This window comes from Niallia sp. FSL W8-0951, from assembly GCF_038006525.1.
GTDB classification, from domain to species: domain Bacteria; phylum Bacillota; class Bacilli; order Bacillales; family Cytobacillaceae; genus Niallia; species Niallia circulans.
Genome location: NZ_JBBOVK010000001.1, coordinates 85946 through 101213 on the forward strand (window position 1 = coordinate 85946; position 15268 = coordinate 101213).

The 15268-nt window shown below is 33.6% G+C and carries 16 protein-coding genes; 15 read left to right on the forward strand and 1 reads right to left on the reverse strand.

Features of this window, described 5'->3' with window-relative positions:
• Positions 1–279: 279 nt before the first annotated feature.
• From NSS71_RS00410 to NSS71_RS00460, 11 genes are all read left to right on the forward strand, one after another.
• Positions 280–1017: a hydrolase gene (locus NSS71_RS00410; RefSeq protein ID WP_047942475.1), complete on the forward strand. Its 738-nt coding sequence runs from the start codon at positions 280–282 to the stop codon at positions 1015–1017.
• A 164-nt stretch (positions 1018–1181) separates the two neighbouring features.
• Positions 1182–1967: a hypothetical protein gene (locus NSS71_RS00415; protein WP_047942473.1), complete on the forward strand. Its 786-nt coding sequence runs from the start codon at positions 1182–1184 to the stop codon at positions 1965–1967.
• A 22-nt stretch (positions 1968–1989) separates the two neighbouring features.
• Entirely contained in the window at positions 1990–3000 is a 1011-nt protein-coding gene (locus NSS71_RS00420) for a BMP family ABC transporter substrate-binding protein (protein WP_235850576.1), read from the forward strand.
• A gap of 262 nt (positions 3001–3262) precedes the next feature.
• The gene (locus NSS71_RS00425) at positions 3263–4063 is read left to right on the forward strand and encodes an SDR family oxidoreductase (RefSeq protein WP_061797462.1); all 801 of its coding nucleotides are present in this window, start codon (positions 3263–3265) and stop codon (positions 4061–4063) included.
• Between the two features lie 119 nt (positions 4064–4182).
• Positions 4183–6117 (forward strand): BglG family transcription antiterminator, encoded by a 1935-nt coding sequence (locus NSS71_RS00430; protein ID WP_341151175.1) that lies wholly within the window; start codon positions 4183–4185, stop codon positions 6115–6117.
• Positions 6118–6128: 11 nt separating this feature from the next.
• Positions 6129–6578, forward strand: a complete 450-nt coding sequence (locus NSS71_RS00435; RefSeq protein ID WP_341151176.1) for a transcriptional regulator GutM — start codon at positions 6129–6131, stop codon at positions 6576–6578.
• A 15-nt stretch (positions 6579–6593) separates the two neighbouring features.
• A complete protein-coding gene (srlA, locus tag NSS71_RS00440) occupies positions 6594–7145 on the forward strand; it encodes a PTS glucitol/sorbitol transporter subunit IIC (protein WP_047942468.1) in 552 nt (183 codons plus the stop codon).
• A 16-nt stretch (positions 7146–7161) separates the two neighbouring features.
• A complete protein-coding gene (srlE, locus tag NSS71_RS00445; RefSeq protein WP_047942467.1) occupies positions 7162–8184 on the forward strand; it encodes a PTS glucitol/sorbitol transporter subunit IIB in 1023 nt (340 codons plus the stop codon).
• Positions 8165–8608 carry a PTS glucitol/sorbitol transporter subunit IIA gene (locus tag NSS71_RS00450; RefSeq protein WP_285850738.1) on the forward strand — a complete coding sequence of 148 codons (444 nt, stop codon included), beginning with the start codon at positions 8165–8167 and terminating at the stop codon, positions 8606–8608. The genes srlE and NSS71_RS00450 overlap by 20 nt, the downstream gene beginning before the upstream one ends.
• A gap of 148 nt (positions 8609–8756) precedes the next feature.
• Entirely contained in the window at positions 8757–9434 is a 678-nt protein-coding gene (locus tag NSS71_RS00455) for a transaldolase family protein (RefSeq protein ID WP_341132259.1), read from the forward strand.
• Positions 9435–9454: 20 nt separating this feature from the next.
• Positions 9455–10231 (forward strand): Cof-type HAD-IIB family hydrolase, encoded by a 777-nt coding sequence (locus NSS71_RS00460; protein WP_047942465.1) that lies wholly within the window; start codon positions 9455–9457, stop codon positions 10229–10231.
• A 64-nt stretch (positions 10232–10295) separates the two neighbouring features.
• On the opposite strand, the gene NSS71_RS00465 is transcribed toward NSS71_RS00460, so the two are convergent.
• On the reverse strand, positions 10296–10694 hold the full coding sequence (locus NSS71_RS00465) for a hypothetical protein (protein WP_053215681.1): 399 nt from the start codon (positions 10692–10694) through the stop codon (positions 10296–10298).
• A gap of 390 nt (positions 10695–11084) precedes the next feature.
• On the opposite strand from NSS71_RS00465, the gene NSS71_RS00470 reads away from it, so the two are divergent.
• The 4 genes from NSS71_RS00470 to NSS71_RS00485 all read left to right on the forward strand — a co-directional run bounded on the left by NSS71_RS00470 (position 11085) and on the right by NSS71_RS00485 (position 15118).
• Positions 11085–12023, forward strand: coding sequence for a beta-ketoacyl-ACP synthase III (locus NSS71_RS00470; RefSeq protein ID WP_047942464.1), 939 nt, complete (start codon positions 11085–11087; stop codon positions 12021–12023).
• A gap of 70 nt (positions 12024–12093) precedes the next feature.
• The gene (fabF, locus tag NSS71_RS00475) at positions 12094–13335 is read left to right on the forward strand and encodes a beta-ketoacyl-ACP synthase II (RefSeq protein ID WP_047942462.1); all 1242 of its coding nucleotides are present in this window, start codon (positions 12094–12096) and stop codon (positions 13333–13335) included.
• A 268-nt stretch (positions 13336–13603) separates the two neighbouring features.
• Positions 13604–14026 (forward strand): Fur family transcriptional regulator, encoded by a 423-nt coding sequence (locus tag NSS71_RS00480; RefSeq protein ID WP_047942461.1) that lies wholly within the window; start codon positions 13604–13606, stop codon positions 14024–14026.
• Between the two features lie 336 nt (positions 14027–14362).
• On the forward strand, positions 14363–15118 hold the full coding sequence (locus NSS71_RS00485; RefSeq protein ID WP_095258840.1) for a DUF2268 domain-containing protein: 756 nt from the start codon (positions 14363–14365) through the stop codon (positions 15116–15118).
• The last annotated feature ends 150 nt before the right edge of the window (positions 15119–15268 follow it).

Genomic DNA, 15268 nt, shown 5'->3' on the forward strand with positions numbered 1-15268 from the left:
ATCACCTCTTTATAGCTTGCTTATCATAACCATCTTACCACATAGAAGCTAAATAATAAATGTGAATGATAGAGCTTTCTTAAATTCTTCACTTTTTCCATTATAAATAATATTTCCGATTATGTTAATATGTCATTCCTATAACAGAAATAGATAAAAAATCTGATTGTTTTCTGAGATGATTCCGCATTTCTTCTTGAAATATAGGCAAACTCCCTTACGTTTTAATTAAAGAGACATACATTATTAAAAGGAAAATGCTAAAAAGGAGTTTTTAAGATGGAGAACCGGAACTTCCTGTTAGATACCGAATGGAACATGATACATTATCCTCATCGACCTAATGGTTTCGGTATCTTAATAATTGGAGACGAAAGAAATTATGTAACTGACACTAATAGTTTTTGGAACCAAAATGAAGGAAAGCGGAATTTAATTGAATCGTTACGGGATAATGGATATACGATATTTTATTCCAATCTATATGGAAAGAACTGGGGCAGTGAAAAAGCTTTGCAATTGGCGAAAAGATTATATGAACATATTATTCGAACAGAAATATTGAACCAGAGAATTCATATAATTGCCGAAGGAATGGGGGCACTGACAGCGATTCAATTAATGATGGAGATGAAAGACAATATTCGATCTGTTGTTTTGTTAAACCCAATTTTATCTTTAAAAGAACATTTAGATAGAGAGAAAGAGCATAAGTTTTTTATAAAAAAGTTAACGAATGAGATAAGTATCGCTTTTAATACCAATAAGCAGGAGTTATTCGAAGTAGTAAAGGAGAAAAAGGAGTATCAGTTAGATGAGGCTGAAATCCCAACTAAAATAATTCATATTTTGCATAATGGTAGATCTTATTACCAATCAAATGGATTAAAAAAAGCTTCTGTAATTTGGGAAGAAAAAGACCTGCCTATTTTTGTATCTTATGTATTACCAGAGAAAAGGAGTGCCATTCCGAAACAAATTGCAACGTTTTTTAAGAAATATGAGAAGACACTTTGAAAGAAAAGATGGTGTTCAAGTAGCAAAGGCTATATTAGAACACCATCTTTTTTGAACTTTTCATATGAAAATGGCTTCTGAAGAAAGCTTTTATTAAGCAGATGAAATAATTGTCTTTTTTACTGCATATGATACATTAAGTAATTTTAAGGGGAGGCTTCTTCATGAAGAAAGCTGTAATATTTGGCGTTTATCAGTTTGTGGGCTTTCATATATGCTCCACCTTACTAGAAGAAGGAGAGGAAATAATCGGCATCTCCTATCCGGAAATTTCGATAGAAGATTTAGAAGATAAGAGAATGGAAATTGGGCGCAATGCGAATTTTAGTGAGAAAAGCTTGGATAAGCTCCCTTTTATTCTCCAAGATCCAAATGTACAACATATATACTTTGACCTCTATACAATAAAACAAATATCAATATACGAAAAGATCCAAAATCTGTTTTCAAATTTTCGAGACAAAGAAACGAGCTGCGGTAAAAAGTTGACATTTTTAGTGAATATTACTTCTAGAGAGGCAGAAAGAGATTTTACAACCTTTTTAAAAGATAATTTAGTTGACCATGATATACAAGTAATCCATTTACCAACACTTTATGGTCCATGGCAGCCAAGTGATTTTTTATTTCAACAGATTGTAGAGGGAAAAGAGAAGAACGATATTCAGTTAAATGTCCGCGAGTATACAATGGATGCAATTTTTATTGAAGATGCGGTAAGGGAAGTAGTAAAAATGACAACGAAAGGACAAAATAATGATATTCTATTAAAGAGTAAGGAAATAAACCATTGGCAAAGATGCTTAGAACAATTACAATGGGATATACCAAAAACAAAAAGGGTTCTGCAATTATCTCGAAATTTACAAGAAGTAATCATTGAAAACAAAGGGACAATAGAGGATAACATAGAAAAGCAAAAGAAGCATTACGTATTTAATAGAATTTAGTAGTATTATAGGAGTAAATACAATGAAAAGTGCATGGATGAACATTCGTAAATCAATAATTAGGGGAAAGATTTTTTTTATCCTTCCTCTAATGGCGTGTGTTCTTTTCCTTTTTCTATTCTTTCATACTTCACTGGAGAAACAAGGAAAATTAGAAAAAGTTGGTCTTCTTGTAGTTGGAACAGTAAATGATCAGGCATGGGGGACGCAAGGATATAAAGGATTATTAAATATACATACGAAACTTGGGGTAGATGTGTTTTATAAAGAGTCTATTGATTCTTACACAATTGCAGAAAGAGCAGTGAAGGAATTACAGGGAAAAGGGGTTAATTTAATTTTTGGCCACGGCGGAAACTTTGTGCAGTATTTTAACATTCTTTCTCAAAAATTTCCCTCCATCCATTTTGTTAGTTTAAATGGAAGAGAACCTGCAACACAATCGAATACAAGTAATATTAAACTAGAGAATTATCCGATGGGTTTTTTTAGCGGGATGGTTGCCGGTCATATGACAAGAACAAATATGGTAGGCGTTATTGGTGCATACGATTGGCAAGAGGAGGCCAATGGTTTTGAAGCAGGGGTCCACTACATCAATAAGGATGTAAAGGTCTTGAAAGAATTCGTTAATGATTGGGATAACCGTGAAAAAGCGATGAGTCTGTTAGATAAGGAGATCAGTCAAAAGGTAGACGTGGTTTATCCAGTCGGTGATGGTTTTCATGTGGGGATCATTGAAAGAATGAAAGAAAATGGTTTATACGCGATTGGATATATTTCAGATCAGTCTTCTATAGGAAAATATGCGGTCTTAACAAGCACCATTCAAGATATACCCAAGCTGTATGGGCAAATCGCTCAAGCATTTAATGAGGGGAAACTAAAGTCTGGAAATCGTGCATGTGGAATTAGAGACGATACCATTTTTCTAGGGAAATATAGTCCCAATGTTGATAAAGAGTTTATAGAACGGTTGGAGAAAGACTTAGAACGCTATAAGAACACAGGCAAATTGCCGAATGAAATTTAAATTAAAATAGAAAATCAAAAACAATTTTTCAAAAGAAAGCTTGATATCTTTTGAAAAATTGTTTTTTTTTTGAACCAAAAAATTTAAAAAGTGACCAGAAATACTCACTGCTTTGGCTGAAATGGAAGGAAATCATGCATTTTTAAATTAATACAGGAGTCTGCACAATTATGTGCAAATAAAGGTATTAATGTAATAAAGAATGAGCTTTATACTAAAAACATAGTGATGAAAACGCTTAATAATGAGGAGGGAAATATAAATGAATAATTCATGGTTAGACCTGGAAGGGAAAGTTGCCATTGTAACAGGTGGATCTTCTGGGATTGGTTTTGCTATTGCAAAAGAGTTAGTTAATAATGGTGCGAAGGTGATTATCTCTGATTTAGTAGGAGAAGAGGGGCAGCAAGCAGATGGTTCTTTTCTTATAAAATGTGATGTCACCAATAAAGAAAGTGTTGATCGAATGATTAATAAAGTTATTGAACAATATGGAAAGCTTGATATTTTAGTTAATAATGCTGGGGTGAACTTACCAAGATTGCTAGTTGATATAAAAGGAGAGAAACCACAATATGAATTAAATGAAAAAGATTTTGACTTTATGGTTGCGGTTAATCAAAAAGGTCCATATCTTTGTGCACAAGCGGCAGCGAAGGAAATGCTGAAGCAAGGTAAAGGGGTAATTATTAATGTTGCTTCTGAAGCGGGTCAAGAAGGATCGGCAGGTCAGAGTTGTTATTCTGCTACCAAAGGAGCGCTAATCTCATTTTCTCGCGCATGGGCAAAAGAGTTAGGAGCATATAATATTCGCGTAGTTGCTATTGCTCCAGGAATATTAGAGAAAACAGGTTTGCGCACGAGTGCTTACAATGAAGCTTTAGCTTATACTCGAGGTGTTACTGTAGACGATTTATCAACTGATTACAGTAAATCAATTCCGATTGGCAGGGAGGGTAAATTAAAAGAGGTTGGTGATTTAGTGTCCTATCTTGCTTCAGATAGAGCTAGTTATATTACAGGGACGACCTTTAATATATCAGGTGGAAAATCACGTGGCTAATAAACTAGCCATTTAATGAATAAATCAGTTAATATACCAATGCTTTATGATATATTTAGTGAATTGAATATAAGCATAGTTCATATATGAACAACAGGATATAAGGGTGTGGTAATTAAATGACTGATTTAAATTCCAGTAGTCGCATAGGGAAAATTATAGAATTAACTGCTAAAAAAATGTATTGTCCTTTAGATTATCTTGCGCAGCAAATGGGGATAAGTGCAAGAACTGTTCGGCTAGTAATTAAGCAATTTAATAAAGAATTAGAAGGAATAGCTGAATTGATTAATGAAAGAGGGAAAGGTTTTTTTTTGAAAATTCACAATCAGGAAAAGCTTAATAGGGTTATAGAGCAGTTTAATAATCTCTCTCAAATGGTTGATTCACCTCAAAGAAGAATCGCAACTGTTATCGATATGTTATTGAATGAAGATGGAATAATAACTATGGATGAAATGGCCTTTGAGTTAAATTTAGGAAGAACAACATTAGTGAATGAATTAAAAAAAGCATCAGTGGCTCTCGAAACGTATAATCTTGCCATCAAAGGAAAACAGAACAAGGGGATGTACTTAAAAGGTAGAGAAATAGATTTGCGATTTTTTATATTGGATAATTTATTTCCATATCTTTTCACCGAAGATTCATTGGATAAAGATATTAAAGAAGCAATTATAGAAGTCGCCAATCATTATGACTTTGAGATAAGTACGAAAGATAGATTGCTTCATTCTATTATTATTATGCTTGATCGTTTTTTAAAAGGTCACCCCATAAAAGAAATGGATGATAACTACCATAAGATAGTAAATTCACCTGATTTCAATATAGCCTTAGAAATAAGCAAAGTTCTTGAAAGGAAATTATCTATAAGCCTACCTAGATGTGAGATTCTTTTTATTGCATTGCCAATTGTCGGGAGAAGGACACCAATTAATAGCCATTCCATTGAAGGTGTTATAGTAACAAAGGAAATCACGAATCTTTTGGATAATAGTATCGCTAATTTAGGCTTTAATTTAAATAAGGTAAAAGAAAGTGGAGATTTTTATAAGGATTTACAATATCATCTTACTTTTATGATAAATCGATTAATGTTTAATATCCAATTGAAAAATCCTTTATTAGATGATATCAAAGGAAAGTACCCCTTGGCATATCAAATGTCAGAAATAGTTGGAGAAAGTATTTTCAAAGAATATGGAATGAAAGTTTCAGCAGAAGAACTTGGATATATCGCATTATATTTTGGTGTTTTCATTGAGAATAACAAGGACAATCTTAAGAAATTAGAACAGGTAGTAGTTGTATGTGGAACTGGTAGAGGGACAGCAAAAATTGTAGCAATGCAGCTGAAAAAAATACTCGACCCCCATACTAAAATAGATATCTTTTCTGAAAATGAATTAAGTAAGAATACATTAGATAAGTATGATATTGTCTTTTCGACAGTTAATATCCCCTATGCCATTCAAACGCCGTTAGTTATCATTAGTGAAATCTTTGATGAGAAAAAGGTTCTGCAACAAATCGAACATATTAGTTACTTAGATAAATTTAAAATTAAAGAAAATAGTAGTACAAGTTTCCATTCTGTTATTAAACTACTGCTAAATAAACAAAAATTCTTTATTTTAGATAAATCGTTAAGTTACTCAGAAAATCTAAATTGGATGGTTGATCAGCTAACTTTAAATGGTTATGTGGATGATGGCTTCAAACAGCGCTTGCAAATAAGAGAAGAAAAAGGGTCGATGATATTTGATAAATATATTGCACTTCCACATACCCTCAATTATCAGTCAGACAAAATAGAGCTGGCGGTAGGGATTTTTCCAGAAACAGTCTGGCAGGATAATCATGCGTTAAAGTTAGTATTTTTGTTAGCCTTACCAGAACATACAGAATATGATGCTGGTTTATTAGTGAAAATTTATGATGAAATTATTAATATATCTTCTAATACAAAATTGGTGAATAAATTGATTCAAGTTAAAAAATATGAAGATTTATGTCTTTATCTCGAGGATGGAATAGAGAAGGATATTTAGGATGTGAATGAATGGAACTAATTATAATTATGCTTTTAATAGCAGGAGCATTTGTTATTCAAATGGGATTGGGATTTTTACAGATTAAATATTTTACTAAAGGCTATACGGAACTTAGAAGAATGGGAAAAGTAGCGATTGGGAAGAAACCTGGCCGGATTAAAGCAGGCACCATTGTTTTGTTTGCAATCAATAATAATGGCAGAATCCTTGCCGCAAAAAAAATGCAAGGAGTCACCGTAATGGCGAAATTTCGAGATTTGCCAGGTTTTCTTGATAAGAATATTAGAAATTTAAAAGATGAAGATTTAAAGCATTGCAATAAATTACTAAGAGATGCAATTTTAGATGCCTCAAATAATTACAAGATAATTATGAATGGTGGAGTCGTGCCAGAAAAAGATAGTTTCTTTAAAAGAATGATGATACGAGCAGAAAATGCCGTTTCATTTAAAAAATAAGAAGAGGTGTAATTCATGGATTATATCATAAAGTTTGCTGAAGGATTTAGAAATTTATTTGATACAGGAGCAGAGACGTTCATTTCCTGGATGACAGGTATAGTTCCAGTAGTGTTATTACTACTGGTAGCGATGAATACTATCATTCAATTAATAGGTGAAAATCGTATTAATCGTTTAGCGTCGGCTTCTTCCAAAAATCCCTTATTAAGATATTTAGTTTTACCATTATTAGGGACATTTATGTTAGGTAATCCAATGGGGTTATCGTTAGGAAGATTTTTACCAGAGAAATATAAACCTAGTTATTATGCATCTGCATCTTATTTCTGTCATACAAGTAATGGGCTATTTCCTCATATTAACCCAGGAGAGCTATTTATTTTCCTAGGAATTGCCGCAGGAATAGAACAATTAGGCTTTAGCACGGCTGATTTAGCGGTTAGGTACTTCCTAGTGGGATTAGTTATGAATTTCTTCGCAGGTTGGATTACGGATTTTACAACGAAAATGGTAGAAAAACAGCAAGGAATAAAATTAAATTCCGAAGTGAAATTAAATCATTAAGATGGAGGATTCCGATATGGCACATTATCGAACGATAAAAATAAAAAAAGGAAATGGTGGATTTGGTGGTCCGCTGATAGTTACTCCAACGGAGCAAAGAAATAAAATTGTGTATATTACTGGTGGAGGAGCAAAACCAGATATAGTTGATAAAATTGTGGAATTAACTGGAGCGGAGCCGGTAAATGGATTTAAAACATCTGTACCTGATGAGCAAATTGCCATTGCAATTATAGATTGTGGTGGGACATTAAGATGTGGGATTTATCCACAAAAAAGAATACCAACGATTAATATAATGCCTACAGGAAAAAGCGGCCCTTTAGCAAAATTTATCACAGAAGACATTTATGTGTCTGCGGTAGGATTAAATCAAATTGAACTTATGGAAAACGAAGCTGTCTTGGAGAATGCGAGTTCAGTAGATAAAGAAGATAATATACCTAAGAAAGAGTATAAATATAGTACAGACAAAAAAATCTCTCAAACTTTGGCTGAAAATCATAAACAAGGACTTCTAACAAAAATAGGGCTTGGAGCAGGGAAAGTAATCAGTACTTTTTATCAAGCTGGTCGTGAAGCAGTTCAAACATTAATTAATACAATTATTCCATTTATGGCATTTGTATCATTATTAATTGGTATCATTCAAGGTTCCGGAATTGGAAACGTATTCGCTAATTTAATGTCTCCATTAGCAGGAAACATTATTGGTCTCTTATTAATTGGTTTAATATGCTCTTTACCATTTCTATCACCGTTATTGGGACCTGGGGCGGTAATTGCCCAAATTATCGGAACTTTAATAGGTGTTGAAATTGGTAAGGGTAATATCCCACCAAACTTAGCGTTACCTGCAGTTTTTGCTATAAATACACAATGTGCAGCAGATTTTATTCCTGTCGGGTTAGGTCTAGCAGAGGCAGAAGCGGAAACAGTGGAAGTAGGGGTACCGTCCGTATTATATTCAAGATTTTTAATAGGGGTACCACGAGTATTCGTTGCTTGGTTAGCAAGCTTTGGATTATATAGTAATTAAGAAAGAGGATAATAAAACAACTAATGGAGGCGAATGGCATATCAATATGCCGGTTAAGATGAAAACAATTTACGAAAACACAATTAATAGTATAGGGCCATTAGCCACAAGCTTTCTAGAAGAAAAGATGATCATTCTCTTTGGAGAAGGAGCACCTAAAGAATTAGCAGAATTTTGCTACGGAATTGAAGTGGTTGGTGTCAAGGATAAGATAAAAACAGGTCAAAAAGTAATGATAAATAATGAATCATATGAAATAACATCTGTTGGTGAGATTGTAGAACAAAATTTAACATCTATGGGACATATTACATTACGCTTTAATGGGGCTACAACTCCTGAACTTCCTGGTACTCTTTATATAGAGGATAAAGACATGCCAGTTTTAGAAATTGGTACGAAAATACGAATTGTTTCCGAGTAAAAAGATTCGATAGGAGATTTCCAATTAGAAATTATAATCATTGCAATGAGTTAAGTAAAAATAAGGTGCAAGTAGATAATGAATTGGGAATCTTCTATTTTTAATTTTTTGCCAAATTTTTTTAAAAAGAAAAGAGGAGAATCTTTCCGTGAGACTATATATTGATTCAGCAAATCTTGAGCAAATTGAAAGAATAAATGAATATTATCCTATTTCTGGTGTGACTACTAATCCTTCTATTCTCGTAAAGGAAAAAAAGCCCTATATTCAAGTTCTTCAAGATATTCGGAAAATTCTAGGAGAAGATAAAGAGCTTTTTATTCAAGTTATTGCAGATAATGCAAGTGAAATAGTAAAGGAAGCTGAGTATTTCCAAACAAGGATTTCAGGGAAGATAATTATAAAAATTCCTGTTACGGAAGAAGGAATAAAAGCAATAAAAGCGTTAACTGCAAAAAAAATACCAACGTTAGCCACAACCATATATACTCCATTTCAAGCGTTAATCGCGGCAAAAGCAGGAGCAAAGTATGTTGCTCCTTATGTTAATCGGATTGATGATTTATTAGGAGATGGCATTCGTGTAGTGAGTGAAATAGTTACTATGTTTACCACACATAAAATTAGTACCGAAGTATTAGCGGCAAGTTTTAAAAACGTACAACAGGTCTATGAAGCATGTTTAACTGGAGCTCATACCATAACTGTAGCTCCTGAAATAATTGAAAAATTAATTGATTTTCCAGCAACTACTAGAGATGTTAGAGTCTTTCAGAGTCAGTGGGAGGATACGTTTGGAAAGGCTGGGAATCCCCTTCTTAAGTAAATAAATGGAGCGAAACAAATATGGAAACGAACAAAATTGTATTTTTTGATTTAGATGGAACACTTCTGACTAGTAAGCTTACTGTGTCAGATAGTTCCATTGCGGCAATAAAAAAATTAAAGGAAAACGGTGTTGAGCCTATTATAGCTACAGGTAGAACATTAATGGAAATAGGATATATATTAGAAGCTACAGGTATTAATTCAGTAGTTGCTATGAATGGACAGTATGTAGTGTATAAAGGAACAACGATTTATGAAAATCCATTAGAAGTAAGTGTAGTAAAAGAACTTCATCTGGATGCAATGAAAAATAGGCATGAAATGGCGTTCTATAATGCGGAAAAGATTTGCGTTACAAATGAGGGGTCTACTTTAATTAGGAAGAATTATGAAAGAGTAGGTGGGAAATATCCTCCTATAAATGAAGGCTTGTACAATCAAGAACCCATTCATTTAATGTTAATTTTTTGTGAACCAGATGAAGAAGTCTATTATCAGGAGAAGTTCCCACATTTTCAGTTTATAAGAAATTCACCTTATGGATGTGATATCTACCCCAAAGGAAAGTCAAAGGCAACAGGCATAAAGTATTTGTTAACTCATTTAAATTGTTCTGTTGAGAATACGTATGCATTTGGAGACGGATTAAATGATTTAGAAATGTTTGAACTCGTTAAATATCCAGTTGCAATGGGAAACGCATTTGATATTGTAAAAAAATCAGCCAGCTATGTTACAACTAGTAACGACGAGGATGGTATCGTAAATGGATTACACTTATGTGGAATCATTTGATCCGTTAGTAAAAATTAAAAATCATAAAAGAGGATGGATTAACAAGTAATGATATTTTGCAAAGTTAATCCATCCATTTTTTTATAAATGGGGTAATTTTCTTAAAAATAGGTTTTAAGTCATTTGCTGATGTCATTAACAAATCAACGTTTTTTATCAGAAGTTCCAAGTCAATTTGATTTAAAAAATTTGCAACCGCATCAATATTTACATTTTCATCTTTTTCTTCTACTTGCTGTGTTTTTCCGCCACTTCTTCCAAGAATCCAATCATCCCCTTTCTCTCTTCTGCTGTAGGATGGTTGTTTGTCGTTATGCTGGAAATGTTCAACCTGCTGCTTTTTTCTAACAGATTGACGGTTTGTACCAAACATAAACATGGAAAAGTGATCAATTGCTGTCTCTTCCTCTTCTATTTTTTCATTATCTTTTTCATCATAGAATTCCTCTTTAAGATCCTCCACACTATTTCCTCCTATTTCACGATTATGGAATGATGCTCTTAATATGCTATGATAAATATCAAGGAATGCTTAGACCAATGTAATAGAAAGTAAAATATGTTGCAAAAGGGTAGAGGAATTTGATAAAATTAGTACCAAGTCATAATAATTGATAATAATATAATACTGTATGAATAATGTTTTCTTTGGAATAACAGTGAGAATAAACGAAGAAAACGGTATAAGCTTCTTTGTCTGTGAATTACCAAAGGCACCGATTTAAACTCAACAGACTGGCATCATTTAAGCAATCATTCTAATAGGATTTAATGAAAAGACTGTTTATACTAATTAACAGTCATAAACGAAACATATACCGGATAACCGGTGACTATAAAGGAGCTGAAAGCTTTGGGAACAGGAATAATTGGTATTGGCCGTGAACTTCCAGAGAAAATTTTAACAAACTTTGATTTAGAAAAAATGGTTGATACGAATGATGAATGGATTAGAACAAGAACTGGGATAGAAGAACGAAGAATTGCAGACGACAATACAGATACATCTGATATTGCATTAGCTGCAGCAAAGAAAGCAATTGATGATGCAGGTATTCACCCAGAAGATATTGATATGATTATGGTGGCAACTGTTACGCCAGATCAATCATTCCCTTCTGTTGCCTGTATGATTCAAGAAAAACTAGGAGCTAAAAAAGCAGCAGCGATGGATTTAAGTGCTGCATGTGCAGGTTTTATGTATGGGATGATAACTGCCCAACAATTTATTGATACAGGTGTTTATAAATATATACTTGTTGTTGGGGTAGAAAAGCTTTCTAAAATTACGAACTGGGAAGATCGCAATACTGCTGTTCTCTTTGGTGATGGTGCAGGAGCTGCTGTATTAGGGAAGGTTTCTGAAGGAAGAGGCATTCTTTCTTTTGAGCTAGGGGCAGATGGTTCAGGTGGAAAACATCTTTATTTAGATGAGGAAGACTATATTTACATGAATGGTAGAGAAGTTTTTAAATTTGCTGTTCGCCAAATGGGAGAAAGCAGTGAGAATGTTTTGGTGAAAGCTGGATTATCTAAAGAAGACGTAGACTTTCTTATTCCCCACCAAGCTAATATTCGCATAATGGAAGCATCCAGACAAAGATTAAACTTACCAGAAGAAAAACTATCGAAAACGGTTCATAAATATGGAAATACAAGTGCAGCATCTATTCCGATTTCATTGGTGGAGGAACTAGAAGCTGGTAAAATCAAAGATGATGATGTACTTGTAATGGTTGGTTTTGGTGGAGGTTTGACATGGGGCGCGATTGCAATGCGCTGGGGCAGATAATAAATTTCTTCCTATATAAATAGAATATACTTTTTAAGTTGATGATAATTACAAAAAAGGAGAAAAAGTCATGAGTACAAATAAAAGAGTAGTTGTTACTGGTATTGGTGCTGTAACACCGCTTGGTAATGATGCAATAACTACCTGGAAAAATATTGTTGCGGGAGTTTCTGGAATTGGCCCATTAACTAGAATAAATGCAGATGAATATCCAGCTAAAGTTGCAGCAGAAGTGAAGGACTTTAATCCAGAGGATTTTATGGATAAAAAAGATGCTAGAAAAATGGATCGCTTTACACAATATGCAGTCGCAGCTTCCCTGATGGCTGTAAAGGATGCTGAATTGCAAATCACTGATGAAAACGCACCGCGTGTTGGGGTTTGGATTGGGTCAGGTATTGGCGGAATGGAGACATTCGAAAATCAATATGAAACTTTCCAAAAAAGAGGATATAAACGAGTAAGTCCTTTCTTCGTACCAATGTTAATTCCAGATATGGCATCAGGACAGGTATCTATTACATTAGGAGCAAGAGGCGTGAATTCTTGTACAGTTACTGCTTGTGCAACGGGAACAAACTCAATCGGAGATGCCTTTAAAGTAATTCAGCGTGGCGATGCAGATGCGATGATTACTGGTGGAGCTGAAGCGCCGATTACTAAAATGTCAGTAGCAGGCTTCTGTGCAAATACGGCCTTATCCTTTAACCCAGATCCGAAAACAGCAAGCCGACCATTTGATGCAAATCGTGATGGCTTTGTTATTGGAGAAGGAGCAGGAATTGTTGTTCTAGAAGAATTAGAGCATGCATTAGCAAGAGGAGCTAAAATCTATGCAGAAATAGTTGGATATGGTTCAACTGGAGATGCTTATCATATTACTTCCCCTGCACCAGGAGGCGAAGGTGGAGCAAGAGCAATGAAAATGGCAATCAATGATGCAGGACTTACTCCAGAAGATGTTTCATATATTAATGCCCATGGTACAAGTACTGCTTATAATGATAAGTTTGAAACAATGGCTGTCAAAGAAGTATTTGGAGACTATGCTTATAAAGTACCAATGAGCTCAACCAAATCAATGACAGGTCACTTACTAGGTGCAGCAGGGGGAATAGAAGCTATTTTTAGCGTATTAGCCATAAAAGATAGCATCGTGCCACCAACGATTAATTTTGAAACAGCAGATCCAGATTGTGATCTAGACTATGTTATCAACACACATAGAAAACAAGAAGTAAATGTAGCAATGAGTAATTCCCTAGGATTCGGTGGTCATAACGCTACAATTGTGTTTAAAAAATATCAATAATTAATGGTTTTGTTTGAAAGAGCATTTAATAAAAAACTGCTAAGCTTCATTTATAAATCGAGGCTTAGCAGTTTTTTTATTACAAAAATAAAACATCGACTCTTTATTTATAATAATTTTAAATTAATATTGACTATTATTATAAAGTGTATATAATTAAAACTATAATTCTATTATTTAACATAGAAAATTCGGAGTGAATCAGCTTAGAAAGAAAACGCTTTCTTTAGAAGGTGAACTAGCATATTACGTAGAAAGGAAGAATTCTATGCTTAGTATAGAAAGAGCTAAAAACCTCTTAAAAGAAAAAAATATACGTTTAACACCACAACGGCTAGAATTAATTAACATACTTTCTAAAGACAACAAGCATTGGACAGTAGATGAAATTTACCATGTCCTAAATGAGAATATGCCTTCGGTAAGTATTACAACTGTTTATAATAATGTCCATCTATTTACGGAATTACAGTTATTAAAAGAGATACAATTCGGAGAAGGATTAAGTAAATATGAATGGAAGAAAGAGGATCATTATCATATTGTCTGTAGCAATTGTGGAGAAATAGTGGATATTTGGTATCCTACTTTAAGGGAGGTAGAGGCATTTGCGAAATCCATATCTAAGTTCCATATCAGTTCCCACAGCCTCCAATTTTATGGAACCTGTGAGCAGTGTTCAAATGCGTGAACGAAAAAAAGAGAATATTTGTTTAGAATGTAAACAACCAATAAAAAAATTGAAGCATTCCATCCGATGTGGATGTGGAAGTAGAATATTGAAAGATTTACAGAAATAAAAGCTAGATATATAAATTTATTTCGATTACAGAGAAAAGGGATAGACAAGAAGAACTGGGAGTGGAGTTCTTTATTGTCTATCCCTTTTTGTATAGGTAGTTTTGAAAAGACTGGCTGTTATCAAGGTTAAATAGTATCATACACTGCCAGCTATGGAACCTCTAATTTTGAAATCCATATACTGTTTAAATGAATAGGAAAAAATGAGTGAAGAGGGGAAATAGCGGTGGGGGTAATCAAAACAAATAAATGGTTAGAAGATAATTTTTATGAACCAACTACAATATGTGCACATTTTCAATCAGCATTTGATGGAGATAAGCCTCAAAATATATATCGATATTTAATGAGATTTGGAATGTATAAGCCATCAAGACATTCGAGACAAGCATTTGAGAAGATGAAGGAACAAGATACATGGAATAAATTAGAGCGGATTTTTTCAAAGTATAAAAAAAAATGGAAGGGACCAGATATACCCATATATGTATTTCCCTTTCAGTCTTCATGGAGAGGAGAAGAAAATAAATCGGGTGTATCATTTCCTGATCAGCTTTTCTTATTTATTGGTGATGTAGAAAATGAAAAAGAGCTAGAAGCCCTTTTTATTCATGAATATCATCATGTATGCCGAATTCATTACCAAAAAAAAGCTATAGAAGATTATACTTTATTAGATTCCATCATAATGGAAGGGTTAGCAGAGCTTGCGGTGAAAGAAAACTGCGGAGAAGCCTATAATGCCACTTGGTGTCACTTATATGATGAAGAAGAAATAAAGCAATTTTGGGAGACGGAGCTTAAGGAATATTTACATGTAAAAAAAACAGAAGAGAAACATGATGATTTATTGTACGGTTATAGACGCTATCCACGCCTTATTGGCTATAATACAGGTTTTTATCTTGTTAATTCATTACATTCCAAGCACAAAATCTTAGAAAAAGATTATTTCACAATTAAAAGTGAAGCTTTTTTGTAAAATCACACTACTATTTGAATGGCGAGTTTAGCAAAATGGCTCGCTATTTTTATGGAAACACGAAAGGGAATCTCCTCTTAACAAAAAGAAAAAGACATGTTAACGAAAGTTTGTACATATTATGTTAATAGGTTATAAAAAATGACATGG

Coding starts and splice junctions, on each gene's coding strand:
- NSS71_RS00410 (WP_047942475.1), top strand. CDS start 280: ATGGAGAACCGGAACTTCCTGTTAGATACCGAATGGAACATGATACAT.
- NSS71_RS00415 (WP_047942473.1), top strand. CDS start 1,182: ATGAAGAAAGCTGTAATATTTGGCGTTTATCAGTTTGTGGGCTTTCAT.
- NSS71_RS00420 (WP_235850576.1), top strand. CDS start 1,990: ATGAAAAGTGCATGGATGAACATTCGTAAATCAATAATTAGGGGAAAG.
- NSS71_RS00425 (WP_061797462.1), top strand. CDS start 3,263: ATGAATAATTCATGGTTAGACCTGGAAGGGAAAGTTGCCATTGTAACA.
- NSS71_RS00430 (WP_341151175.1), top strand. CDS start 4,183: ATGACTGATTTAAATTCCAGTAGTCGCATAGGGAAAATTATAGAATTA.
- NSS71_RS00435 (WP_341151176.1), top strand. CDS start 6,129: ATGGAACTAATTATAATTATGCTTTTAATAGCAGGAGCATTTGTTATT.
- srlA (WP_047942468.1), top strand. CDS start 6,594: ATGGATTATATCATAAAGTTTGCTGAAGGATTTAGAAATTTATTTGAT.
- srlE (WP_047942467.1), top strand. CDS start 7,162: ATGGCACATTATCGAACGATAAAAATAAAAAAAGGAAATGGTGGATTT.
- NSS71_RS00460 (WP_047942465.1), top strand. CDS start 9,455: ATGGAAACGAACAAAATTGTATTTTTTGATTTAGATGGAACACTTCTG.
- fabF (WP_047942462.1), top strand. CDS start 12,094: ATGAGTACAAATAAAAGAGTAGTTGTTACTGGTATTGGTGCTGTAACA.
- NSS71_RS00480 (WP_047942461.1), top strand. CDS start 13,604: ATGCTTAGTATAGAAAGAGCTAAAAACCTCTTAAAAGAAAAAAATATA.